The 25,117-nt window shown below is 42.9% G+C and carries 22 protein-coding genes and 1 other annotated feature; of the genes, 18 read left to right on the top strand and 4 right to left on the bottom strand.

Going from position 1 to position 25,117, the window contains the following annotated elements:
- The first annotated feature begins 17 nt into the window (after positions 1-17).
- The 9 genes from A361_RS20085 (at position 18) to A361_RS20045 (ending at position 10,090) form a co-directional block, all read left to right on the top strand.
- On the top strand, positions 18-1,880 hold the full coding sequence (locus A361_RS20085) for a methylmalonyl-CoA mutase subunit beta (protein ID WP_019380206.1): 1,863 nt from the start codon (positions 18-20) through the stop codon (positions 1,878-1,880).
- The gene (scpA, locus tag A361_RS20080; protein ID WP_009332874.1) at positions 1,870-4,062 is read left to right on the top strand and encodes a methylmalonyl-CoA mutase; all 2,193 of its coding nucleotides are present in this window, start codon (positions 1,870-1,872) and stop codon (positions 4,060-4,062) included. The genes A361_RS20085 and scpA overlap by 11 nt, the downstream gene beginning before the upstream one ends.
- Complete coding sequence (gene meaB, locus A361_RS20075) at positions 4,063-5,178, top strand: methylmalonyl Co-A mutase-associated GTPase MeaB (protein ID WP_009332873.1); 1,116 nt, start codon at positions 4,063-4,065, stop codon at positions 5,176-5,178.
- Between the two features lie 232 nt (positions 5,179-5,410).
- Positions 5,411-5,848 carry a BrxA/BrxB family bacilliredoxin gene (locus A361_RS20070; protein ID WP_009332872.1) on the top strand — a complete coding sequence of 146 codons (438 nt, stop codon included), beginning with the start codon at positions 5,411-5,413 and terminating at the stop codon, positions 5,846-5,848.
- Between the two features lie 325 nt (positions 5,849-6,173).
- Positions 6,174-6,965 carry a transporter substrate-binding domain-containing protein gene (locus A361_RS20065; RefSeq protein WP_009332871.1) on the top strand — a complete coding sequence of 264 codons (792 nt, stop codon included), beginning with the start codon at positions 6,174-6,176 and terminating at the stop codon, positions 6,963-6,965.
- Positions 6,966-7,062: 97 nt separating this feature from the next.
- The gene (locus A361_RS20060) at positions 7,063-7,722 is read left to right on the top strand and encodes an amino acid ABC transporter permease (RefSeq protein ID WP_009332870.1); all 660 of its coding nucleotides are present in this window, start codon (positions 7,063-7,065) and stop codon (positions 7,720-7,722) included.
- The gene (locus A361_RS20055) at positions 7,715-8,437 is read left to right on the top strand and encodes an amino acid ABC transporter ATP-binding protein (RefSeq protein ID WP_009332869.1); all 723 of its coding nucleotides are present in this window, start codon (positions 7,715-7,717) and stop codon (positions 8,435-8,437) included. The genes A361_RS20060 and A361_RS20055 overlap by 8 nt, the downstream gene beginning before the upstream one ends.
- Before the next feature lie 117 nt (positions 8,438-8,554).
- On the top strand, positions 8,555-9,547 hold the full coding sequence (locus A361_RS20050) for an aromatic acid exporter family protein (protein ID WP_019380207.1): 993 nt from the start codon (positions 8,555-8,557) through the stop codon (positions 9,545-9,547).
- 21 nt (positions 9,548-9,568) lie between these two features.
- Positions 9,569-10,090, top strand: coding sequence for a L,D-transpeptidase (locus A361_RS20045; RefSeq protein WP_009332867.1), 522 nt, complete (start codon positions 9,569-9,571; stop codon positions 10,088-10,090).
- Positions 10,091-10,299: 209 nt separating this feature from the next.
- On the opposite strand, the gene prli42 is transcribed toward A361_RS20045, so the two are convergent.
- The gene (gene prli42, locus A361_RS30020; RefSeq protein WP_019380208.1) at positions 10,300-10,395 is read right to left on the bottom strand and encodes a stressosome-associated protein Prli42; all 96 of its coding nucleotides are present in this window, start codon (positions 10,393-10,395) and stop codon (positions 10,300-10,302) included.
- 179 nt (positions 10,396-10,574) lie between these two features.
- On the opposite strand from prli42, the gene mce reads away from it, so the two are divergent.
- The 6 genes from mce (at position 10,575) to gndA (ending at position 17,338) form a co-directional block, all read left to right on the top strand.
- A complete protein-coding gene (gene mce, locus A361_RS20040) occupies positions 10,575-10,985 on the top strand; it encodes a methylmalonyl-CoA epimerase (protein WP_009332866.1) in 411 nt (136 codons plus the stop codon).
- Between the two features lie 3 nt (positions 10,986-10,988).
- A complete protein-coding gene (locus tag A361_RS20035; RefSeq protein WP_009332865.1) occupies positions 10,989-12,539 on the top strand; it encodes an acyl-CoA carboxylase subunit beta in 1,551 nt (516 codons plus the stop codon).
- A gap of 77 nt (positions 12,540-12,616) precedes the next feature.
- Positions 12,617-13,729: a tripeptidase T gene (locus tag A361_RS20030; protein ID WP_009332864.1), complete on the top strand. Its 1,113-nt coding sequence runs from the start codon at positions 12,617-12,619 to the stop codon at positions 13,727-13,729.
- A 137-nt stretch (positions 13,730-13,866) separates the two neighbouring features.
- Positions 13,867-14,343 carry a chemotaxis protein CheW gene (locus A361_RS20025; RefSeq protein ID WP_009332863.1) on the top strand — a complete coding sequence of 159 codons (477 nt, stop codon included), beginning with the start codon at positions 13,867-13,869 and terminating at the stop codon, positions 14,341-14,343.
- A gap of 121 nt (positions 14,344-14,464) precedes the next feature.
- Complete coding sequence (locus A361_RS20020; protein ID WP_019380209.1) at positions 14,465-15,757, top strand: DNA polymerase IV; 1,293 nt, start codon at positions 14,465-14,467, stop codon at positions 15,755-15,757.
- A 171-nt stretch (positions 15,758-15,928) separates the two neighbouring features.
- Positions 15,929-17,338, top strand: a complete 1,410-nt coding sequence (gndA, locus tag A361_RS20015; RefSeq protein ID WP_009332861.1) for an NADP-dependent phosphogluconate dehydrogenase — start codon at positions 15,929-15,931, stop codon at positions 17,336-17,338.
- A 112-nt stretch (positions 17,339-17,450) separates the two neighbouring features.
- Here gndA and zwf read toward each other — a convergent pair whose 3' ends face one another.
- On the bottom strand, positions 17,451-18,953 hold the full coding sequence (gene zwf, locus A361_RS20010; RefSeq protein ID WP_019380210.1) for a glucose-6-phosphate dehydrogenase: 1,503 nt from the start codon (positions 18,951-18,953) through the stop codon (positions 17,451-17,453).
- 331 nt (positions 18,954-19,284) lie between these two features.
- Here zwf and rnz point away from each other — a divergent pair, with 331 nt between their 5' ends.
- The 3 genes from rnz to A361_RS19995 all read left to right on the top strand — a co-directional run bounded on the left by rnz (position 19,285) and on the right by A361_RS19995 (position 22,553).
- Complete coding sequence (gene rnz / locus A361_RS20005; RefSeq protein ID WP_009332859.1) at positions 19,285-20,223, top strand: ribonuclease Z; 939 nt, start codon at positions 19,285-19,287, stop codon at positions 20,221-20,223.
- Positions 20,224-20,769 (top strand): histidine phosphatase family protein, encoded by a 546-nt coding sequence (locus A361_RS20000; protein WP_009332858.1) that lies wholly within the window; start codon positions 20,224-20,226, stop codon positions 20,767-20,769. It abuts the gene before it with no gap.
- An 87-nt stretch (positions 20,770-20,856) separates the two neighbouring features.
- Positions 20,857-21,072 (top strand) — a binding site (T-box leader).
- A gap of 143 nt (positions 21,073-21,215) precedes the next feature.
- Positions 21,216-22,553, top strand: a complete 1,338-nt coding sequence (locus tag A361_RS19995) for a sodium-dependent transporter (RefSeq protein WP_009332857.1) — start codon at positions 21,216-21,218, stop codon at positions 22,551-22,553.
- 256 nt (positions 22,554-22,809) lie between these two features.
- Here the strand turns inward: A361_RS19995 and namA are convergent, their stop codons facing one another.
- On the bottom strand, positions 22,810-23,829 hold the full coding sequence (gene namA, locus A361_RS19985) for an NADPH dehydrogenase NamA (RefSeq protein WP_019380212.1): 1,020 nt from the start codon (positions 23,827-23,829) through the stop codon (positions 22,810-22,812).
- Between the two features lie 97 nt (positions 23,830-23,926).
- Positions 23,927-25,066: a glycosyltransferase gene (locus tag A361_RS19980; protein ID WP_019380213.1), complete on the bottom strand. Its 1,140-nt coding sequence runs from the start codon at positions 25,064-25,066 to the stop codon at positions 23,927-23,929.
- Positions 25,067-25,117 lie beyond the last annotated feature (51 nt).

Below are 25,117 nucleotides of genomic sequence, written 5' to 3'. Positions count from 1 at the left end.
ACAAGGACAGCAAATTTATGTCATTAAAGAAAATGATTGAAGAAAAATTCCCGCAGCAGACAAATGAAGATTGGGAACAAAGTGCGGAAAGAACTCTTAAAGGGAAATCCTTAGAAACATTATCACGAAATACATATGAAAACATAAAATTGAAACCGCTTTATTCCAGAGAAGACCTGGAAATAGGTGCATTATCACAGTATCCGGGCTTAGAAGATTTTAGAAGAGGTTCCTATGCAGCCGGATACCTGTCTGAAGAATGGAAGGTTGCACAGAAAATTAGTGCTTCCTCTTCCGAAGAGCTGTCAGATAAACTTCTTGCTGCCATCAAGACAGGGCAGACAGCTCTTGCGTTTGAGCCTGAACAGTTAAAAAATCCAGAGAAGATAAGCCTGTCTGTAGGCGAACTTTATGAAAGGTACCCTTTCAGTGTGGATGCCGGACGAAATCAGCATGTATTAATAGCAGGACTTGGAAAAGTAAAAGAAAGAGAAAAAGTCTCCGGATATGTTGCCGCAGATCCACTTGCTATTGCTGCTGCCGATACATTGAACGACCGCTCAATCGATGAACTATACGAAGCTTTGAATAAAACGATGAGTAATGCAGAAGAAAATCTGCCAAGCCTGAAAACAATCATGGTGAATTCAGCGGTTTATCATAATAGTGGTGCAAATGCCGTCCAGGAACTTGCATTTTCTCTTGCAGCAGGAGTAAATCACCTGCAATATCTTCTTGATAAAGGCAAAGGCCTTGAACAAATATTATCTAAAATGGTCTTTAAGTTTGCTGTTGGCTCAAACTTTTTTATGGAAATTGCCAAGCTGCGTGCTGCAAGAGTATTATGGGGCAAAGTGGCGGAAGCATTCGGAGCTGGGGGTGACAGTAAAAAAATGGTCATTTCAGCAGAGACGTCCTTCTTTACAAAGTCTGCCTATGATTCCTATGTAAATATGCTGAGAGCGGGGAATGAAGCGTTCGCAGCAGTATTGGGAGGAATACAATACCTTCATGTCAGTCCATATAATGATCCGGAAAGAGCCAAATCTCCTTTTTCAGAACGGATTGCCCGCAATACTCAGTTGATTTTAAGGGAAGAGGCGCATTTACTAAAGGTCTCTGATCCAGCAGGCGGCTCCTGGTATATTGAGCATCTGACAAATGAACTGATTTCCAAATCATGGGGACTTTTCCTTGAGATAGAAGAGCTGGGAGGAATGAAGGATGCCCTTCAAACAGGATGGGTTCATGATCAGATTACCCAAATTCTTGAAAAGAAGAAGAAAGATGTTCATACAAGAAAACAAAGTATCATCGGAACGAATATATATGCAAATCTTGATGAAAAGCCGCTTCAGACAGAATTGGAAACCGTCCAGAACAGCAGGAGTGATCTCAAGATTATCCAGCAGGTTCGTCTTTCTGAGTCCTTCGAGGGTTTGCGGAATTTATCTGAAAGATTAAAAGGAAAGGGCATTCGTCCAGAAGCAGGTCTTATCTGTCTGGGAGCATTGAAAGACCATAAGGCGCGTGCTGATTTTATTTCAGGCTTCCTGGCTCCTGGCGGGGTTGATGCAGTTAAAAGCGGTTCGGTATATAATCCTGAAGATGCTGAAGCATTTATTCAAAAAACAAATTGCAGGCATTATTTTATTTGCGGATCAAATGAACTATACGATAGCATTGCTGTACCTTTAATTAAACAATTGAAAGAAACTTTCCCGTCAGCTGAAATCTATTTAGCCGGCCTTCCCGAAGAGAGGAAAAAGGATGAATATCAGAACGCTGGCATCGGCGGATACATTCATGTAAAAAGCGATTGCTATGAAACTCTCTTAAATATGCTGAACGAGATGGAGGCGGCAAGCAATGGCCAATAAACCTGATTTTAAAAGCCTGGATATTCTTGAAGTAAAACAATCAGCCAAAGATGACTGGAAAAGAAAAGCAGAGGAAGAAATCGATTCATCCATTGATCAACTTCTCTTTGAAACAAATGAGCAAATAAATGTAAAGCCTCTGTACACAAATGAAGATCTTAGAGACATGGAGCACCTAAACGATAAGCCTGGACTGCCCCCTTATACAAGAGGGCCATATTCAACCATGTATGTGAACAGGCCATGGACTGTCCGGCAGTATGCCGGTTTTTCTACTGCAGAGGAAAGTAATGCCTTTTACCGGCGTAACCTTGCAATGGGTCAAAAAGGCTTATCAGTCGCTTTCGATCTGGCTACTCATAGAGGCTATGATTCAGATCATCCAAGAGTCGAGGGAGATGTCGGGAAAGCTGGCGTAGCCATTGATTCCATCCTGGATATGAAGATGCTGTTTGATGGGATACCTTTAGATCAAATGTCTGTATCCATGACGATGAATGGAGCGGTATTGCCTGTCATGGCTTTTTATATTGTTACAGCGGAAGAGCAGGGAGTAAGCCAGGAGAAACTTTCTGGAACGATCCAGAATGATATCCTAAAAGAATATATGGTGCGCAACACATATATATATCCTCCGGAAATGTCCATGAAGATCATTGCCGATATTTTTGAATATACTTCAAAATACATGCCTAAGTTCAATAGCATCAGTATTTCTGGCTATCATATGCAGGAAGCGGGGGCTCCTGCTGATATTGAACTTGCCTATACGCTGGCTGATGGTCTCGAATATGTAAGAACCGGCCTTAAAGCTGGAATCGATATCGACTCCTTTGCGCCAAGGCTCTCGTTTTTCTGGGCAATCGGCATGAATTACTTCATGGAAGTGGCAAAAATGCGCGCAGCCCGCTTCATTTGGGCAAAAATGATGAAGACCTTCGAGCCGGATAATCCCAAATCAATGGCGCTTAGAACGCATTCGCAAACTTCCGGCTGGAGCTTAACAGAGCAGGATCCGTTTAATAATGTAACAAGGACTCTCATTGAGGCGCATGCAGCTTCAATGGGCCATACACAATCCCTTCATACTAATGCGCTGGATGAAGCCATTGCATTGCCGACAGACTTTTCTGCCCGTATAGCCAGAAATACGCAGCTGTACCTTCAGGAAGAGACAGGGATCACGAATGTAATTGATCCATGGGGCGGCTCTTATTATGTTGAAGCTTTAACAGATCAGTTAATTAAGCGAGCCTGGGAGCATATTAAAGAAATCGAAAATCTTGGCGGAATGGCCAAAGCGATTGAGACAGGCTTGCCAAAAATGAGAATCGAAGAAGCGGCAGCCAGAAGGCAGGCACAAATTGATTCCGGAAAAGAAACCATTATTGGTGTGAATAAATACCGGCTGGAAAAAGAAGAGCCGATTGATATTCTTGACATTGACAACACGGCTGTCCGATTAAAGCAAATCGAGAAGCTGGAGCAGCTAAAGGCTTCCCGCGACAATGAGAAAGTTGCTGAAGCTTTGGCGGCTATTACAAAAGCTGCAGATACAGGGGAAGGCAATCTTCTTGAGCTAGCAGTAAATGCAGCCAGGGTTCGAGCCACTCTCGGGGAAATTTCTGAAGCGATTGAAAAAGTTGCCAACCGCCATAAAGCAATTATCCGTTCTATCAGCGGCGTGTACAGTTCTGCTTTTTCCAACGAAGAAGAAATTGCAGAAGTAAAGCAGATGACAGATGAATTTCTTGAAAATGAGGGAAGGAGACCGCGGATTCTGATTGCCAAGATGGGGCAGGATGGACATGACAGGGGAGCAAAAGTGATTTCAACAGCCTTTGCCGATCTCGGTTTTGATGTGGATATCGGCCCTCTTTTCCAGACACCGGAAGAAACAGCCATGCAGGCTGTAGAAAATGACGTTCATGTCATTGGGATCAGCTCACTTGCTGCCGGTCATAAGACTCTTCTGCCGCAGCTCGTTGCTGAACTGAAAAAATTGGATAGGGGAGATATTATTGTCGTAATTGGCGGGGTTATCCCTGCGCAGGATTATCAGTATTTATATGAGCATGGAGCATCTGCCATTTTTGGACCGGGCACAGTCATTCCAGTGGCAGCCCAAAAAGTCATCAGGGAGATCTACAGCCGTCTCGGGTATGAGGAAGTGACCCAGTAAATGACTGAGGATAAGAAACCGGAATGGTTTGATGAAGAAAAGGCAGATAATTTTACAAGCATTGTGCGCGGTGGTGTGGATACAGGCGAGCCGGAGCTGAAATTTGAGAAAAAAGGCAGGTTTCAAAAAAAATCTGCCTCCCTCCCTGATCTAAACGTTCTTGAAGAAGGCATTTTGAATGGCAGCAGAGGTCTGCTTGCCAGAGCGATCACTCTGATTGAAAGTAACGCTGAACATCATTTTCGCCATGCACAGGAAATCCTGCACAAACTTTTGCCCCATTCAGGACAATCGCTTAGGATTGGGATAACAGGAGTGCCGGGAGCAGGAAAGAGCACGTTCATTGAATCTTTTGGGACATACTTATGTGATTTAGGGTTAAAAGTAGCGGTGCTTGCGGTCGATCCGAGCTCCAGCTTGAGCGGCGGCAGCATCCTTGGCGATAAAACAAGGATGGAGCAGCTTTCCAGAAATCCCCGGGCATTCATAAGACCTTCACCTTCTGCAGGAAAATTGGGTGGAGTTCACCGGAAAACGAGAGAGACCATGCTGCTGTGTGAAGCGGCAGGCTTTGATGTTATTCTGGTTGAAACAGTTGGTGTGGGACAAAGTGAAGTCATTGTCAGGGACATGGTGGACTTTTTTATGCTATTAACGCTGACAGGGGCTGGCGATGAATTGCAGGGAATGAAAAAAGGCATTATGGAACTGGCTGATGCGGTAATTGTCAACAAAGCCGATGGAAGCAACAAAAAATTAGCTGAGAAAACAAAAGCAGAGTATAACCGTATACTTCACTTTCTCCAGCCTGCTACAAAGGGATGGCAAACCAGAGCCTACACCTGCTCTTCTGTTTTGAACGAGGGCATCCCTGAGATATGGAAAGTGATCAAAACGTTCGAAGATACTGCAAAATCTTCAGGTGTATTTGAGGAAAGAAGAAGACTCCAGACAAAACAATGGATCCATTCCATGATCCTGGATCAGCTTCAATTCAGCTTTTTTTATCATCCTGCCATTAAGCCGCTCCTTCCGAAAATCGAAAATGAGGTTATCTCAGGAAACAGGACGGTTACATCTGCAGTGGAAGAATTGTTTAATGTCTATTCGAAATGAAGCTGTCCTTCAACAGGGCAGCTTTTCCTGAAAAAAAAATGGCCAGTGCCTTGTGGGCACTGGCGAATCTAGGGAGTTTAGGGGTATGGATCTAGCTGTAGTTTTATCTTTCCCCCATAACCCAGATGCTAAACTTTTTTATTCAAAAAAATGACTTGATTGTAAATTTTGTTCTTGTATTGGTATTATGTATATAGTGAAAAAGATTAATCAGCATAAGGAGCGATGATCTATGAATATGGATTTCAATTTATTTATGAATGATGTTGTAAGGCAGGCACGCCAGGAAATCGTGCATGCCGGCTATACAGAATTAACTACACCGGAGGAAGTGGATGAAGCCCTTAATAAAAAAGGCACCACACTTGTAATGGTGAACTCAGTCTGCGGATGTGCAGGCGGAATTGCCCGCCCTGCTGCCATGCATTCTCTGCATTATGATAAGCGCCCTGACCATTTGGTTACTGTATTTGCCGGCCAGGACAAAGAAGCAACCGAAAAAGCAAGATCTTATTTTACCGGCTATCCGCCATCATCACCATCTTTTGCTCTTCTTAAAGACGGAGAATTATGCACGATGATCGAGCGCCATGAAATTGAAGGCCATGAGCCAATGGCTGTTGTTCAAAAACTGCAGGATACCTTTGAGAAATATTGCGAAGAGCTTTAAACAGGAAAAGCGGAAGCGCCTTGCTCGCGAAGGAACGCCACTTCCTCCCAAAAGCTGCCGCTTTCGGTCGTGCGATGTAAAGCTGTCGAAGTATTCCTTTTGGAACTAGATAGTTTTTCGACGTTCAAAGTTTTCTTTTTTATTTCTCCAGTAAAAGTCCCGAATTACGGGACTTTTTTTATGTCCATTTATCTGAATAATTAAACTTCTAATAAATATTTAAAAATCTTATTGCATAAATATAAAAATCTGTTAAAATTCATTTTAGTGAATATTTATTAATAGTTATGCAGAGATTATTCATATTTTATAGGGGGAAACTAAAATGAAAAAAGTCATCATGTTTGCTTTAAGCATACTTTTAGTTGGCGTATTAGCTGCATGCGGCACAAGTGAAGAAGCCAGCACTGGAAGCGGCTCAGGGGAAAACTCAGATAAAAAAGTATTAACTATGGGTACATCAGCTGATTATCCGCCATTTGAATATGTAGATTCCGCAAAAGGGGAAGAAATCATCGGTTTTGATGTGGATTTGGCCAAAGCGATCGCTGAAAAATTGGGTTATGAGATACAAGTGAAGGATATGGACTTTAACGGACTGATTCCTGCATTGGAAACTAACCAGGTCGATTTTGTTCTTTCGGGGATGACACCTACTGAAGAGCGCAAGCAAAACGTTGATTTCAGTGATGTATATTATACAGCCAGTCATATGATCGTTTCGAAAAAAGGAAGCGGAATTGAGTCATTGGAAGATTTGAACGGCAAAACTTTAGGTGTGCAGCTTGCCTCTATTCAGGCTGATAAAGCAGAAGAAATTGGTGAGACAGTTGATATGAAAGTAGAAAACCGCAACCGCATCCCTGAATTGATTCAGGAAATTATGGCAGACCGTTTTGATGCTGCCATGATTGAAGATATTGTTGCAAAAGGATACTTTGAAAAAAATGAAGATCTTGCCGGTTTTACGATCGAAGAAGCTGAAGCGGAGGCAGGTTCTGCCATGGCTTTTCCAAAAGGCAGCGAATTAACTGAGAAATTTAATGCAGAGCTTGTGAAGATGAAAGAAAACGGTGAATTGGAAGACCTGATCGTAAAATGGTTTGATAACAAATAATTCCGCTGGGAATTGGCGTCCAAGGCATATTTTCCTTTGGACGCTTTATTCTTCTTGGAAACTAGTAAACTATTTATAGAGAGAGGATGGAAAGATAGTGAATCTGGATTTTCAGCAGTTCGTTCCCTCCCTTCCATATATACTTAAAGGCATTGGCGTTACGCTACAAATAGTTTCTATGGCAGGCATATTGGGTTTTGTATTAGGCATTATTCTATCATTCTTTAAAATCAGCAGATTTAAAATTCTTGGGTGGATAGCAGATGCCTATACATCCGTTTTTAGAGGAACACCTCTTGTTCTTCAGCTGATGCTCATTTATTATGGATCGCCCCAGCTGATCGGGTATAAAATTGATCCGTCAACAGCTGCCGTCCTGTCATTTGGACTAAACTCAGCTGCCTATATTTCGGAGATTATCCGGGCAGGCATCCTGGCTGTTGATAAGGGCCAAAGTGAAGCGGCCATGGCTTTAGGTGTCCCATATAGGCCGGCCATGATGGATATTATTCTCCCGCAGGCGATGAAAAACATTTTGCCTGCTTTGATGAACGAGTTTATTACCCTTACAAAAGAATCTGCAATCGTAACAGTTATTGGGGTAACAGACGTGATGCGCCGGGCTTACATCGTGGGAGGCGAAAAGTTTTCCTACTTTGAACCAATACTGATTGCCGGGCTTATCTATTACATTATGGTAATGATCCTGACTGTGCTTGGAAAAGGGATTGAAAGGAGAATGAGACGCAGTGATTAAAGTGGAAAATTTGCATAAACATTTCGGTAAACTTGAAGTTCTTAAAGGAATTTCAACCAGTATTCAAGATGGCGAAGTAGTAGCTATTATTGGTCCATCCGGTTCCGGCAAGTCAACATTGCTGCGCTGCATCAATCTCCTGGAAGTGCCTACAGATGGCAGGATCATGATTAACGGGCAGGACATTACGGATAAGGGCACAAACATTATGAAAGTGCGCCAAGATGTGGGAATGGTTTTTCAGCATTTTCATTTATTTCCGCACAAAACGGTTCTTCAAAACCTGACCTATGCACCAATGAAGGTTAAGGGAGTTTCGAAATCGGAAGCTGAGAAAACAGGGCTCGAGCTTTTGGAGAAGGTCGGATTATCGGCCAAAGCCTACGAATATCCAAATCGGTTATCCGGGGGACAGAAGCAAAGGGTTGCGATATCCAGAGCTCTTGCTATGAAACCTGATGTCATGCTGTTTGATGAGCCCACATCCGCTCTTGACCCGGAAATGGTGAAAGAAGTACTGGACGTTATGAAAAATTTAGCCCATACAGGCATGACAATGGCGATTGTTACCCATGAAATGGGATTTGCCCGTGAAGTGGCAGACAGGGTGCTTTTCCTGGATGGCGGCGTGCTTGTAGAGGATTCTTCACCTAAAGAATTTTTTTCTAATCCTAAGAGTGAACGTGCAAGGGATTTCTTGCAAAAAATGCTATAATCGATATATGCTATGGGAGAAGATGGTCAAAAGGATCATCTTCTCTTTCACTTTTCTTAAAACAAACAGCCTTCTTTAAATTTAGGTGCGGGCAAATGAATATAGGAGTTTGACTATATGAAATACAGAATTGGCTACCGGACAATCAAGACTGCCGTGGGAACTTCCATTAGCATCATGATTGCACAGATGCTGCAGCTTGACAATTTTGTCTCTGCAGGAATATTGACTATTTTATGCATAAAAGTAACGAAGAAAAAATCTCTGCGAGCTTCATGGGACCGTTTTTTTGCATGCTTAATGGCAATGGTGTTTTCTTCCTTGTTCTTTGAGGGGATTGCCTATCATCCGCTTGTAATAGGACTGCTGCTTTTGTTTTTTATTCCCGCAGCTGTCATGTTAAGGGCCAGCGATGGTATTGTGACAAGCTCCGTTATTATTCTGCATATTTATTCAGCAGGGGAAGTTTCAAAGGAACTCCTGCTGAATGAGCTGGGCATTATTACTGTCGGAATTGGTGTGGCGCTCATCGCAAACCTCTATATGCCAAGTCTGGAATCGAAGCTTAAGGAGTATAGGCTCGAGATAGAAGATAACTTTAAGATTATCTTTGATGAAATCGTGAAGTATTTGCGTACACATGAAAGCAGCTGGGATGGCAGAGAAATCACTGAAACGATGGAATTAATCGATAAGGCAAAAACATTGGCCTTCAGAGATGTCGAAAACCACTTCCGAAGGAATGATAACTTATATTATCACTATTTTAAAATGAGGGAAAAGCAATTCGAGATTATTGAGCGTGTTCTTCCAAGCGTAACGTCCATAGCCCTGCCTGTTGAACAGGGGGAGATGATTGCTGATTTTATTGAGGAGCTATCGGACCACATTCATCCAGGGAATACGGCCATTCAATTTCTGGATAAATTATACAGAATGAGAGTTTCCTTTGAAAATATGGAGCTCCCCAAGACAAGAGAGGAATTTGAGGCACGGGCTGCGCTGCTTCACTTTGTAAAAGAAATGGAACAGTATTTAATTATAAAAAGCTCTTTTAAAGGATTAAAGGATAGGGAAATGAATCAAGACCGGACAGCAGAAGCAAACTAAGGAAAAGGAATTGGAGCGTGAATGATCATGCTGAAGTTTGCTGCAGCGGCCATCATGTTTTTTTCATTTTCCCCAATCTGGCCATTGGGACCCAACCCGCTGCCCGGAGATCCATTTTTAATTGTCAATAAACAGACAAATGAAGTCGCGTTTATTCATGATCATAAAGTACAAAGTGTAATCACAGCTGCAACCGGGAAAACCGATGATCTTACACCTGAAGGGATGTTCACTGTCACTGTTAAGGCAGCTAATCCTTATTACAGGAAAAAGGATATTAAGGGCGGTGACCCACGTAATCCACTCGGGACTAGATGGATTGGATTTGACGCAGAGGATACAGATGGAAGGATTTATGGGATTCACGGTACGAACGACCCTGCATCCATCGGCAGGTACGTCTCAAATGGATGCATTAGATTGCAGAATGAAGCAGTCGAGTCGTTATATGAATCTGTACCGGTTGGTACGAAAATTTTAGTTGTCAGCTCCCCAAAAAATTTTGATGAACTTGGAAGAGAGTACGGGGCAATAAAAAAATGATCCTTTGAAATAATAATTAGCTGCATCTGAATGGATGCAGTTTTTTTATGCATTGCAGAGCGTTTAAGAAGTAAAATAAAATGGTATGCATGTTAGGTAAATTGAGAATATGCTGATTAAAAAATAGAACATAAGAAAAATTCATGCCAGAAAAAAAAGCTGCCCGGAATTGCCCTCCGCAGCAGCTGAAAAAGTCTACATAATTTCTGTTATAAAAACATCGACATCCCCATAATGAGGGTAGATGCGAGCATTGCAAATATCATTAAATAAACAATCACTTTTGTCATTTTCTTATTTGACATTCTATTCCTCCTCGTTCCAATTCTTACTATTATTTTACTAAGAATCTTCAAATTGAACAACCGCTCAATTTTTAAAAGGATTTTCGACATTTTTAACGAATATTTAAATAATAGACCCAAAATATGCCCGCATTCTGCGGGAAATTGATAAATTCCGACATCCATGAGGAGGAAAACATATGATCAAGAAGGTGGACCATATAGGTATCGCTGTCAGGTCTCTTGATGAAGCGCTTCCATTTTATATTGAAGTGCTTCAGCTTGAATTTCTCGGAATTGAGGAAGTGGACAGCCAAGGAGTAAAGGTTGCTTTTATTAAAGCAGGGGAAACGAAACTTGAGCTGCTTGAGCCGACAAGTGAAGAAAGTCCAATTGCCAAGTTTATAGAGAAGCGAGGCGAAGGTCTTCATCATGTAGCATTAGGTGTTGACAGTATACAGGAACGCATTAATCAAATGAAGGAACAGGGCATCAGGATGCTGCAGAATGAACCGAAGATTGGTGCTGGCGGTGCCCAGGTAGCCTTTATGCACCCGAAATCAACAGGTGGCATATTATATGAATTTTGTGAAAAGAAAGGATTGAAATAAAGCATGGCAGACATCTATGAGAAAATAAATGAGTTATACGACCGCCGCAGGGAAGTCGAACTTGGCGGAGGGGATGAGCGTATACAAAAACAGCATGAAAAAGGGAAGCTGACTGCCCGTGAACGAATCGATTTATTAGTTGACCCGGGCACATTCGTTGAGCTGAATCCATTTATTGAGCACCGCAGCACGGATTTTGGATTGGAAAACCAAAAAGGCCCTGGCGATGGTGTTGTAACTGGCTATGGTAAAGTCAACGGACGTCCTATCTTCTTATTTTCCCAGGACTTTACTGTTTTTGGCGGCGCCCTGGGGGAAATGCATGCAAAAAAAATTGCTAATGTAATGGATTTGGCAGCTGAAAATGGGGCTCCATTTGTAGGCTTGAATGATTCCGGCGGTGCCAGAATTCAGGAAGGTGTTGTTTCCCTTGATGGGTACGGCCATATTTTCTACCGGAATTCCATTTATTCAGGAGTGATTCCGCAGATCTCTGTCATTATGGGGCCATGTGCAGGCGGAGCGGTTTATTCTCCAGCGATCACGGATTTTGTCTTCATGGTGGAAAAGACGAGCCAGATGTTCATAACTGGCCCAAAAGTAATCGAAACGGTTACTGGGGAAAAAATTTCACCGGAGGATTTGGGCGGTGCCCGTGTGCATAACACAATCAGCGGAAACGCACACTTTAGAGGCGAGTCCGAAGAGGAAGTTATTGAGCAGGTACGAAGTCTGTTAAGCTACCTTCCGCAGAATAATGAGGAAAAACCGCCAATGTCAGAACGGGATGAGGACGATGATTACCGTCCGGATCTCACAGACGCCATTCCTTTTGATGCCCTTCGTCCATATGACGTCCGAAAAGTCATTGAACAGGTAGTGGATAAAGATACTTTTATGGAGGTACAGCGTGACTTTGCTAAAAATATTGTAGTCGGGCTTGCCCGAATCAAGGGTGAGACGGTGGGACTTGTCTGCAATCAGCCGAAGGTAATGGCAGGAGGCCTTGATATTGATTCTTCCGATAAGGCTTCAAGGTTTATCCGGTTCTGTGATTCCTTTAATATTCCCCTTATTACATTTGAGGACGTTACAGGCTTTTTCCCAGGTGTTAAACAGGAGCATGGCGGGATCATACGGCATGGCGCAAAGATTCTTTATGCTTACTCAGAAGCAACAGTGCCAAAGCTTACTGTAATTTTAAGAAAAGCATTCGGAGGAGCCTACGTTGCCCTGAACAGTAAATCTATTGGCGCAGATCTTGTATTTGCATGGCCGAATGCGGAAGTAGCTGTAATGGGTCCTCAAGGTGCAGCCAACATTATTTTTGCAAGGGAAATCCAGAATAGTGAAGATCCTGAGGCTACCAGGGCACAAAAAATCGAGGAGTACAGAGAAAAGTTCGCCAATCCATATGTGGCAGCAAGCCGAGGCATGGTGGATGATGTCATCGATCCGCGAGAAACCAGAATCAAGATCATTCAGGCGCTTGAAATGCTGCGAAATAAAAAAGAAAGCAGGCCTCATAAAAAGCATGGAAATATCCCGCTATAATGGATTCCTGATTTGCTGTGCCAAAATATTGGAGTTATACTTGCTTAGTAAGCTTAAATTTGGAGGTTTGTACATAAATGATTAATGAGGAACGGTTATTAAACGAATTTCTGGAACTGGTGCAAATTGATTCTGAAACAAAGTATGAAGCTCAAATTGCAAAAGTGCTGAAGAAAAAATTCAGGGATCTTGGGGTTGAGGTATATGAAGACGATACAACTGCACAGACCGGACACGGTGCAGGCAACCTCATCTGCACTCTTCAGGGAACCAAAGAAGGAACAGATATAATCTATTTCACTTCCCACATGGATACGGTTGTTCCTGGAAAAGGTATTAAACCTTCCATCAAGGACGGCTATGTTGTAACCGATGGAACAACGATCCTGGGTGCCGACGACAAAGCAGGACTTGCCGTTATGCTTGAAGTTGTTAAAGTCCTGAAAGAGCAGAATATTGCTCATGGAACTATCCAGTTCATTATCACAGTTGGGGAAGAATCCGGACTGGTCGGAGCGAAGGTACTCGACCCTTCACTTGTTAAAGCGAAGTTTGGCTACGCACTGGACAGTGACGGCAAAGTCGGAAATATTATCGTTGCCGCCCCGACACAAGCGAAAGTTAAGGCTGCTATTCTAGGGAAAACAGCACATGCCGGTGTAGCCCCTGAGAAAGGCATTTCGGCTATCACTATGGCAGCGAAAGCGATCTCAAGAATGCCTCTGGGCCGCATTGATGAAGAAACAACGGCTAACATTGGCCGTTTTGAAGGCGGACAGCAGACGAATATCGTGTGTGACCATGTTGATATTTTAGCAGAAGCACGTTCATTAATTCCTGAAAAAATGGAACAGCAGGTTGCTAAAATGAAAGAAGCTTTTGAAAGTGCTGCTGAAGAAATGGGGGGCAAAGCTGAAGTGGATGTTCAGGTTATGTACCCTGGCTTTAAATTTGGCGAAGGCGACCATGTCGTTGAAGTGGCCCGAAAAGCGGCTGAAAAGATTGGCCGAAGCTCCGAGCTTCTTCACAGTGGCGGCGGAAGTGATGCGAACGTTATTGCCGGTTTAGGCATACCAACAGTCAACCTTGCTGTTGGCTACGAAGAAATTCATACAACCAATGAGCGCATGCCTATTGAAGAATTAAATAAACTGGCTGAAATGGTCATTGCCATTATCGAAGAAGTCTAAAGTCTAAGCTTAAAGAAAGGGAACCCGAAGCGGTTCTCTTTTTTATATCACTTAATTCTATTAGATCCTCTCTAGTTAGAAAATAATGCCTATGGTATATTAGTTCTATACATAAGAGTTTCCGGGGAGGAAATGGAATGACTGAAAATAATAAAGCTGTCGTTTTCCGGGCAGGAAATGAGGAATATGCCACACCCATTCCCTTTGTTATATCCATTGAGAAAATGGAAGGCATAACACCGATCCCTCATTTGCCCAGTTATGTAAGAGGAATTGTCAAAGTCAGAGGAGAGCTAATTCCTGTTGTTGATTTTGAAGAAATTCTTTACAGCCGGGCACTGTCCGATAGCGGTTCGGCAAGGATGATCGTGCTGCAGACAGAAGAGCTATCATTTGCAGTGCTGGTGACTGAAGCCAAGGAAATTTTAGATATTCCAGCAGACTGCCTGAAACAGCCAGGTTTGATTGCCTATCAAAAAACCAATTATTTTACAGGGGTAGCCAATATCGATCATAGGCTGATTACTATAATCGACCCTGCAAATCTGGTGGAATCTCTGGAAGGAATAAGGGAAATAAAAGAGTATATGAAAACACAGAAAACAACAGCATAGCGGGCGAATTCAAAAACAGAGGAGCAAGATTCTCTGTTTTTGCTTTTATAATCCTCATAATAAAAGAAAAGAAGAATATCTGCTAAAATAGAAGTGAATGATTTTACAGGGAAGTGCCGGCATGAAGCAAATGTATCCGAAAAACGGGAGAGTTATCCTCCATGTTGATATGAATAGTTTTTATGCTTCGGTTGAGATGGCTTATGATCCCACATTAAAGGGCAAGCCTTTAGCGATCGCAGGCAATCCGGAGGAGAGGCGCGGAATAATCGTGACTTGCAGCTATGAGGCAAGGAGCTTCGGGGTAAAAACCACCATGCCTCTGTGGGAGGCTAAAAAGCTCTGTCCCCAGCTGATTATTATGAAGCCAAATTTTGAGAGATATCGTGCAGCTTCTATGGGAATGTTTGATATATTGCACGAATATTCCACTCTTGTTGAACCTGTATCCATTGATGAAGGATCTGTGGACATTACAGACAGCTATGAGTTTGGGAGCCCAATAGAAATTGCTGAGACGATACAGAAGCAGATTTTCCAGCAGCTCGATTTGCCCTGCAGCATCGGTGTTGCTCCCAACAAATTTCTAGCCAAGATGGCTTCTGACATGAAAAAACCAATGGGGATTACAGTTCTTAGAAAAAGAGATGTACCCCATATTTTATGGCCGATGCAAGTGGAAGAAATGCACGGAGTCGGCAAGAAGACCGGGGAAAAGCTGAGAAATCTGAACATCGCCACAATCGGTGAATTGGCAAAAGCGGATGAAATTGTATTAAAAGCAGCCCTGGGGATCAATGGCCCGAGACTGAAACAAAAAGCCAATGGCCAAGATCTTAGGAAAGTTGATCCGGAATCGGCATCCGAATTTAAAAGTGTAGGAAATTCCACCACACTGCCAAGGGATGTTTCGAATCAAAGAGAGCTGCTTCAAGTATTTGAAAAATTGTCTTCACAGGTTTCTTCCAGACTGAAAAGAAAAAAGGTAATGGCGGTTTCTCTGGGGATTACCATTAGGTATAAGGATAGAAAGACCATTACCAGAAGCCGCAAACTGAAGAATCCTATTCAGCAGGATGAAGAAATTTATCGAATGGCAAAGGAGCTTTTTATAAAACATTGGAATGGAAACGCTGTACGGCTGCTGGGCATTACAGGAACAGACCTTGTCGAACCCGATCAGGCAGTTAAACAGCTGGATTTATTCAGTTTTGAAAAAGATGCTAAAAAAGAGCCGTTATTTCAGACAATGGACCTTTTGCGAAAGAAATATGGGGCTAAAATAATTGACAATGCAGGTGCACTTTCGGAAATGAAATTGCCCCGCCCCAAAATCGGCACTGATACCAGCTTTAATAAAGACTTTTTGCAGAGTAGGCCAGGGAAGGGCAGTAAAAAAGATGATATTTCATGAGTTTTTCAGGCGGCTATAAGCTAAACTAAGACAGGAAAGTTGAATAAGAATAGGAATCTTGCTAAAGTAAAGTGGATTCTTTTATTGGATGATGTTCAAATAATCTTAATAAAGATCTTCTTTTTGAACAAGCAATTACACGCTTAAAGGCTGGAAGGGAAGTAATAAAAGATGACGAAATCACAGTTTGGTGTTATCGGCTTAGCCGTAATGGGCAAAAATCTTGCCATGAATATTGAAAGCAGAGGCTACTCTGTATCCGTTTTTAACCGGTCACGCGAAAAAACGGATGAGATGCTTAAGGAAGTCGAAGGAAGAAATTTTAAAGGTACATATACAATTGAGGAGTTTGTTGATTCCCTGGAAAAACCGCGCAAAATCATGCTTATGGTTAAAGCAGGCGGCCCGACAGATGCGACCATTGAGCAGCTAAAGCCTTTATTGGATAAAGGGGATATTTTGATTGATGGCGGAAATACCTTCTTTGTGGACACACAGCGCCGCAATAAGGAATTAAGCGAGCTGGGCATACACTTCATCGGTACTGGTGTATCCGGCGGTGAAGAAGGCGCATTAAAAGGGCCTTCCATTATGCCTGGCGGCCAAAAAGAAGCCTACGAGCTGGTTGCCCCTATTTTTCAAGATATCGCGGCAAAGGTTAATGGCGAAGCATGCACAACATACATCGGTCCGGATGGGGCAGGCCATTATGTGAAAATGGTCCACAACGGCATTGAATACGGCGATATGCAGCTGATTTCCGAATCTTATTTTCTGTTGAAAAATGTGCTTGGTTTGACTGCTGAAGAGCTTCATGAAGTATTTGCCGATTGGAATAAAGGTGAGCTTGACAGCTATCTTATTGAAATCACCGCTGATATCTTCACGAAAAAAGATGATGAAACCGGCAAGCCGCTGGTAGATGTCATCCTAGACACAGCCGGCCAAAAGGGAACCGGCAAATGGACAAGCCAAAGTGCGCTGGATCTTGGCGTACCGCTTCCAATCATTACTGAATCCGTTTTTGCCCGATTCATCTCTGCCATGAAAGAAGAGCGTGTCAACGCAAGCAAAGTTCTTCGCGGGCCAGCTGCATCGGAATTCACCGGTGATAAAAAAGCCTTTATCGAAAGTGTCCGCAAAGCCCTTTACATGAGCAAAATCTGCTCATACGCACAAGGCTTTGCTCAAATGAGAGCAGCATCCGAAGAATATGGATGGGATCTTAAATACGGCGATATTGCGATGATTTTCCGCGGAGGATGCATTATCCGTGCCCAATTCCTGCAAAAAATTAAGGAAGCATATGACCGTGAGCCTGGTTTAAAGAACCTGCTTCTTGATCCGTATTTCAAGGAAATCGTGGAAAGCTACCAGGATGCTACCCGTGAAATTATCAGTACGGCTGTGAAGAACGGCATCCCTGTACCATGCTTCTCTGCGGCACTGTCCTATTATGACAGCTACCGCACTGAAACTTTGCCTGCAAACCTTCTTCAGGCACAGCGTGATTACTTTGGCGCACACACCTATCAGCGTACAGATAAAGAAGGCATCTTCCATACAAATTGGATGGAGTAATATAAAAAAACAGCGTTCAAAAGGCGCTGTTTTTTTTTGTAATTGCAGGAAGCCGGATCATGGTATCCCCTAAACGAACCCCCCTGCCGCGGCAGGGGGGTTCGAAAATTATTTAACACTGTTCAACATCAAGGTCTGTTACAGGCCACCAGAAGAAACCGTCTTTTTCAAGCATCTGGTCTGCTTCTTTTGGACCCATTGAACCGGATTCATAGTTAGGGAAGCCTGCTTCTTTTGTGTTTTCCCATACGTCGGAAATTTTGTCGACAAAGCTCCAGGAAAGGGCCACTTCATCCCAATGGGTAAAGTTGGTTGCATCTCCGCGCATGCAATCATATAAAAGCCTTTCATAAGCTTCAGGCGTATTCATGTCATCGATGCCTTTGTTGGCAAAATTTAATTTTACCGGTGTGGCTTCCATGTTTTGTCCTGATTTTTGGGCATTCAAATATAGAGTAATGCCTTCTTCAGGCTGAATATGGATGACCAGCAGGTTCGGATTTAACGTTTGCTCAGTCTGATAGTATAAGTTCATCGGAATATCCTTGAACTGGATAACAATTTTCGTTGATTTTGCAGCCATTCTTTTTCCAGTACGAATGTAGATTGGTACACCTGCCCAGCGGAAATTGTCAATCATCAGCTTGCCAGCTACAAAAGTTTCGGTGTTTGATTGTTCATCCACCATCGGCTCTTCATTGTATGCAGGGACTTCCTGTCCGTTTAATTGGCCTTTTCCGTACTGGCCGCGGACAAAGTATTCTTTCACCTGGTCCCCTTCAAGCGGACGCATGGCTCTTAATACCTTCACTTTTTCGGATCTGATTTCATCTGTTGTCAGGCGGATTGGCGGCTCCATTGCCAGGAGGGCAACCATTTGCAGCATATGGTTTTGAACCATATCACGAAGGGCGCCGCTTTTTTCATAGTAACGGCCGCGTTCTTCTACACCCAGTACTTCGCTTGATGTAACCTGGATATTTGAGATGTAGCGATTGTTCCATAAAGGTTCGAAAATGGCATTGGCAAAACGGATAACTTCAATATTTTGTACCATATCTTTCCCTAAGTAGTGGTCAATCCGGTAAATTTCATTTTCTGAAAAAGCTTTTCGAATTTGCTTATTAAGCTGTTTCGCTGATTCCAAATCATGACCAAAAGGCTTTTCAATGACAAGGCGCTTAAAGCCATCCACATCCGTCAGTCCATCTGCTTTTAAATGCTCTGCAATGGTACCGAAAAATTCAGGGGCCATGGCAAGGTAAAAAATGCGGTTGCCTTCAAGGGAATAATGAGCATCCAATTTTTCAGCCACACTCTTTAATGCCAAATAGGAGCCTGAATCCGTTACATCGTGCGAATGATAGTAAAAATGAGAAATAAAATCTTCAAGTTCTCCGTTATCTTTAATAGCTGACTCAACAGAGGCTTTGACACTTGCCTGAAACTCTTCATTCGAGAGCGGCCTTCTGGCGATCCCGACTACCGCGAAACGTTCAGACAGCCTGCCTTTTTTGTACAAGCGGTAAAGTGAGGGAAACAATTTTCTTTTAGCCAAATCCCCCGTTGCCCCAAATATCATTATTAATGCGGTCGGTTTTTCGTTTGATTTCACGATTCTAGAACCTCTTTTCGAAAATATTTCTGTATGTAAGGCTGGACTGGCATTTGCCCGCCCGCAGCTTGAATAAAAGCTGTTATATTGCATTCGCAAAAAACGTCTGTACAAGTATAAAATTGTATCTGTTTAAAGCTATTTTCGCAAATATTAAGTTTGCCTTTTTAACATAGTTTCTTTCTAAAGGCCAGGAACTATCCTGTTAAATAAAACAAAAAACAATTGATTTAAATATTCCGCAGTTGCTGTGGTATATTGTTTATATTCGAACTGGCAAGCTCTGACAGATTTTTTTATCCTGACTGCTGGAAAGGAGGTTGTTTTTTCAATGGATGTTTTTTTCTTGGGAACGGGTGCAGGAATTCCAGCTAAACTGAGGAATGTATCTTCGATGGCTTTAAAGCTCCTGGATGAAAGAGGGAGCATTTGGCTTTTTGACTGTGGGGAGGCTACCCAGCATCAAATACTGCATACAAGCATTAAACCGAGGAGAATTGAAAAAATCTTTATTACACATCTGCATGGAGATCATATCTATGGTCTGCCCGGATTGCTCTCCAGCCGCTCTTTTCAGGGCGGTGATACTGAGGTGACTCTCTACGGGCCAAAAGGGCTGAAAGAATATATTGAAGTCTCGCTCTCTGTCAGCGGTACATACCTTAAATACCCTTTGAAAGTTGCTGAAATCAGTGATGGCACTATATTGGATGAAAAAGACTTTAAGGTGGAAGCGCGCTTGCTCGAGCACGGGATTCCTTCATATGGCTACCGGGTTACTGAAAAGGACCGTCCGGGAACATTGCTCGCGGATAAACTTGCAGAAGCGGGAATTAAGCCGGGTCCGATATATAAGAAAATAAAAAATGGCGAAAACATAGAGCTTGAGAATGGGAGTATTCTGGAAGCAAAAAACTTTCTGGGCCCGGCTCAAAAGGGCAGAATCATCACGGTGCTGGGAGATACCAGGATTTGCGATGCGGCAATAGAATTAGCGGCTCATGCAGACCTATTAATTCATGAGGCAACCTTCTCACAGGGAGAAGAAAAGCTTGCACACGATTATTTCCATTCGACAACCCGGCAGGCTGCCAAAGTCGCGCGTGAGGCGAATGCAAGGAAGCTTTGTCTGAATCATATCAGTTCACGATATGAACGCCAGGATTGGGAACAGCTTGTGAAGGAATCGCAGACAATTTTCCCCAATACGGTAATTGCTGAGGACTTTAAAGAAATTCATATACCGCTTGATAAAGGAGAGGTGAATTAATTGAAAACTTTCTATGTCGTGCGCCATGCAAAGGCTGAGGGCCAGCCTTTCTCTGCCAGATTGACAGAAAGCGGAAGGGAACAGGCATTAAAATTAATTGATTTCTTTAAAGACAAGGAAATTAATCGCATCTATTCAAGCCCTTTTGTGCGGGCGATGGAAACTATCCGGCCGCTTGCACAGTCGAGAAACCTTGAGATTGTGGAGGAAAGCCGTTTGGGGGAAAGGGTGCTATCCTCCATTCTTTTTGATGATTGGCAGGAGAAGCTTAAGCAAAGCTTTTCCGATTTTGAACTGGTTTTCGAAGGGGGAGAATCCCATTCGTCAGGCATGGAACGAGCTGCTTCCCTGCTGGATGAATTAATCGCTTCCAGTGAAAATCATATCGTTCTGGTCAGTCATGGCAATTTATCCACTTTGCTGCTGCGCTATTTTGATGAAAATGCAGGCTTTGAGCATCTTATGAAGATGAGCAACCCGGATGTTTTCGAGATTAAGGCAGATAGTGAGGGTGCGGCATGGAGGCGGATTTGGAACGAAAAGTAATGTCTGGAAAAATTGAATTTTCAAATTTGGCATTGACGGTTTCCTGCAGGCATAATATAATCACACTTATACTTTAAAACATTATATTAAAAAGCTATGAAGAGACTCTATTAAGTCTTATCTCCCTGTTTATAGAGAGCCAGTGGATGGTGAAAACTGGCACAAAGATAAGATGAATTTCATCTTGGAGCTTATCTTTTCTGCTCTATAGCAGGAAAGACGGTTAATCCGTTATATTTCGAGTGGAAAGTCACATGCTTTCAAAAAGGGTGGTACCGCGTGAATCTGATTCGCGTCCCTTTTGAAGTATGTGGCTTTTTTGTTTTTTTGGGAAAGTTCTAAAAAATGGAAACCCGGCCGGTTTCTATTAAGAAAAGCTCCAGGCGCCAGCTTATCGCCGCCTGGAACCAGGCAGTATCTATATTGTAAATTATGGAGGTACAGGCATGCAGCAAAATGAGCAATGGTCATCGAAGATAGGATTTATTTTAGCCTCGGCCGGTTCGGCAATCGGACTTGGAGCTATCTGGAAGCTTCCGTATGTTACCGGGACAAGCGGTGGTGGAGCATTTATATTATTATTTCTGCTATTTTCACTATTAATTGGTTTTCCGCTTTTGCTGGCTGAGTTTGTGATCGGCCGCAGCACGGGGAAAGAGGCAATCTCGGCATACAAGGATATTGCTCCGGGAACTAAATGGCACTGGATTGGCTACCTTGGCGTATTTACCTGTTTTCTGCTTTTATCGTTTTATAGTGTAATAGGCGGGTGGATTCTGAAGTACATTGTATACGGGGTTACCGGTTCTATGAATGGAGCCGGCAATTATGAAGAGTTATTTGGCACATCCGTGTCAGACTCTGTGTCTGTTGTAGCGGCACAAGGGCTCTTTTTATTAATAACTGTTTTAGTGGTTGCTAAAGGTATCCAGAAGGGTATCGAGCAGGTCAGCAAAATTATGATGCCGGCTTTGTTCCTTTTATTTATTATCTTGATTGCACGATCCCTAACACTGGAAAATGCCATGGAAGGCGTCGCATTCTTCTTAAAGCCTGATTTTTCAAATCTGACGTCTGAAACCGTCCTTTATGCGATGGGTCAATCGTTTTTCTCTCTAAGTGTCGGGGTATCGGTTATGGTAACTTACAGCTCTTATCTATCTAAAAATGAAAATCTGATGCAGCCGGCCTTTTCCGTTGTCGGAATGAATTTGTTTATTTCTATTCTAGCTGGATTGGCTATTTTCCCGGCCGTTTTCTCACTGGGATTTGAGCCGGCTGCAGGTCCTGGTTTATTGTTCATTGTTCTGCCATCTGTTTTTGATCAGATTCTGTTCGGACGAGTGTTCTTGCTCTTATTCCTTGCACTGTTTCTATTTGCAACCTTAACTTCCGCTTTTTCAATGCTTGAGATAGTGGTGGCTGCTCTGACGAATAAGGAGGGAAGAGGCAGAATCCGTGCAGCCTGGCTGACAGGATTGGCAATCTTTATCGTAGGAGTCCCATCTGCACTTTCCTTCAGCAGCCTATCAGATATTTCAATTTTCGGCAAAACGATATTTGACAGTGCTGATTTTCTTGTCAGCAATGTATTAATGCCGGTAGGGGCGCTCTTCATTTCTATTTTTGTTTCATACAAAATGAAGAAGGATCTGCTGAGAAATGAATTGATTCAAGGTTCAAAATCGCTGAATGGAATCTTTTCCGCCTGGTATTTCCTTTTGCGTTATGTAGTGCCTTTGGTTATCATCATTGTATTCCTTGATTCACTGCAGATTATTTAATAGAAAAGGGATGGCGAACCGCCATCCCTTTTCTTTATTTTAATTTCAGAATTTATAACTTTGTATACCTTGAGAGCTGTCTAGCGCAAGCAGCCTGCCCCCTCGAGGTGAGGCCCCACGATGGGGGTCATGCAGACGTTGCCGCAGGTCAAGGAAAGTTGCGGCAGCGATCGCACATCCGAAAGCGGCAGCTTTTTGGGAGGATGTGGCGTTCTTAGTCTGCGTTCCTTCGTGGGCAAGGTGCTTCTGCTTTTCTTTAAATCCAGCCGCGTTCATATTGCTTAGGTGGTTCAATTGCTGCTCCAAGTTCCTTTGCTGCTGTGCGAGGCCAATAAGGGTCCCTCAGCAATTCCCTCGCAATGAAGATTAAATCTGCCCGTCCGTTTTGCAGAATTTCTTCTGCCTGCAGGCCGGATGTAATTAGCCCGACTGCACCAGTCTGAATATTGGCACCTTCCTTAATGGTTTCAGAGAATTTGACCTGGTAGCCCGGGTAGCTATTTATTCTAGCCGGCACTACCGCTCCGGAACTTACGTCAATAAGATCCACTCCCTGCTCCTTCATCCATTTTCCCATTTCTGCATAATCCTCTGCAGTTAACCCCTCATCATGATAATCATGTGCTGATACTCTAACAAACAAAGGCCCACCCCAAACGGTTTTAACTGCTTCAATGACTTCACGGAGGAAACGGTAGCGGTTTTCGGCTGATCCCCCATACTCATCACTTCGTTTATTGCTTAGCGGTGAAAGAAACTCATTGATCAAGTAGCCGTGTGCCGCATGAATTTCAATTACTTCAAAGCCGGCTTTCTTCGCCCTTTCAGCCCCTTTTTTGAATGCCTCCACAGTTTCAGACACTTCTTCTTTTGTCATTTCTTTAGGTGTTTTCATTTTTTCATTAAAAGCAATAGCTGATGGGGCGAGAATTTCCCCTTCGACAGTCGCTTTTCTGCCGGCATGTGCAAGCTGTATCCCAGCTAATGCCCCGTGTTCTTTCATTAGCCCGGTTAATTCTTTCAGGCCTGCGATATGGTCATCGTTCCATATTCCCAGATCCTGCGGAGAAATACGTCCCTGCGGAGTTACAGCAGTTGCCTCCAGGATGATTAATCCCACCTGGCCAACAGCCCGGCTCGTATAATGTGTCCGGTGCCAGTTTTCAACCATGCCGTCTTCATTATGGCTTGAGTACATGCACATCGGTGCCATAACAATTCTGTTCTTAAAGGTGATTCCTTTAATTGTTAAAGGGGAAAAAAGCTTTGTTTCCATAATCAATGCCTCCTTATTTCGCTATCCTAAATATTAAGTATATCAGGCGATTCCGCAAATGAAAAAGAACATGCACTTAGGAAGGTGTTTGCTTACTTCAGCGTTTATTCCTGAGTTCGCTTAATCTATATAATGTACCTCTCCAGACAATGCCGCCCCTTACAAAGGTTAGAATGCTGGCACGAAGTATGGAATAAATAAACAGGAGAGCTGTAATTGGAAATACAACAAACAGAAGCGGGGAAAATTTGGACATTCTTTTTGTAATAATTGTATAAACAACTGCTAAAAAAATGATGTTTACAAGGCTTAAACTGAAAATAACTTTTTCGGCTGAAAAAATTGTGATAAAGGGAAGCACCTGAGAAATGAATGTGCCGGCAATTGCAAACAGAACCATGCTAACCCGGTAATGAAGGCCTGCAAAAGTATTTTTCTCCAATCCTTTGAAGGCCTCTTTTAAGCTTTCATACCATTCAACTTCAATCAGGTCCATCGCCGTTGCAAATTTCTGTTTGAGGCCATTTTGTTTTATTTTCATTCCAAGCATTAAATCATCATCAGGCCGCATTCTTATTGCTTTATGTGTTCCGATTGCTTCATAGGATTGCCTGGATACCATGTTAAATGCCCCAATGCCAATGCCGGTTTTGGAACGTTGATTGTTCGCCAGCCAGGGGCGTTTATAATAGGAAAAACCGAAAAGAAAAAAAGCAATGAACGTGTTGAGCCAGAAACTCCTTCCCATCAAGCTCGGTGCCGCGGTTAAATGGTCAAGGTCATTCTTACTAAAATAATGAACCGCCCTGCTGAGGGCGTCCTTTTTAAATAATACATCAGCATCTGTGAACAAAATTAATTCCCCTGATGACTCCAAATATCCCATGTAAAGGGCATGGTTTTTTCCAAGCCATCCACTGGGAAGAGTCTTGATATCGATACACTTAACCCTTGAATCACTTTTCTGGAGGCGGTCCATGATGCTTCCTGTGCTGTCGGTTGAACGATCATTGACCAATATCCATTCAATGCGTTTATAGCTTTGCTGCAGCTGGGTTTTTAAGCTCTCCTCAAGCCTGGCTTCTTCATTCCTTGCCGCTGTTATGATAGAAAGAAGAGGGCCATCAGTCATCGTATTGCTACCTTCAAGGCGGTCCAGGCTTTTTAGTCCCAGAACGGCATCAATTAGTACTGCAATCCATACAAGGAGGCTTGCGCTTAATAGAATAGTGAGCATTTGCGTGTTTCTCATCCTTTTTTCATAGTTTGCAATAAGAAGACGTAATTA

It is taken from the genome of Cytobacillus oceanisediminis 2691, from assembly GCF_000294775.2.
Taxonomy (GTDB): Bacteria; Bacillota; Bacilli; order Bacillales; family Cytobacillaceae; genus Cytobacillus; species Cytobacillus pseudoceanisediminis.
Note: the sequence above shows the minus strand (reverse complement) of the source record. Positions and strands in the feature narration are given on the sequence as shown.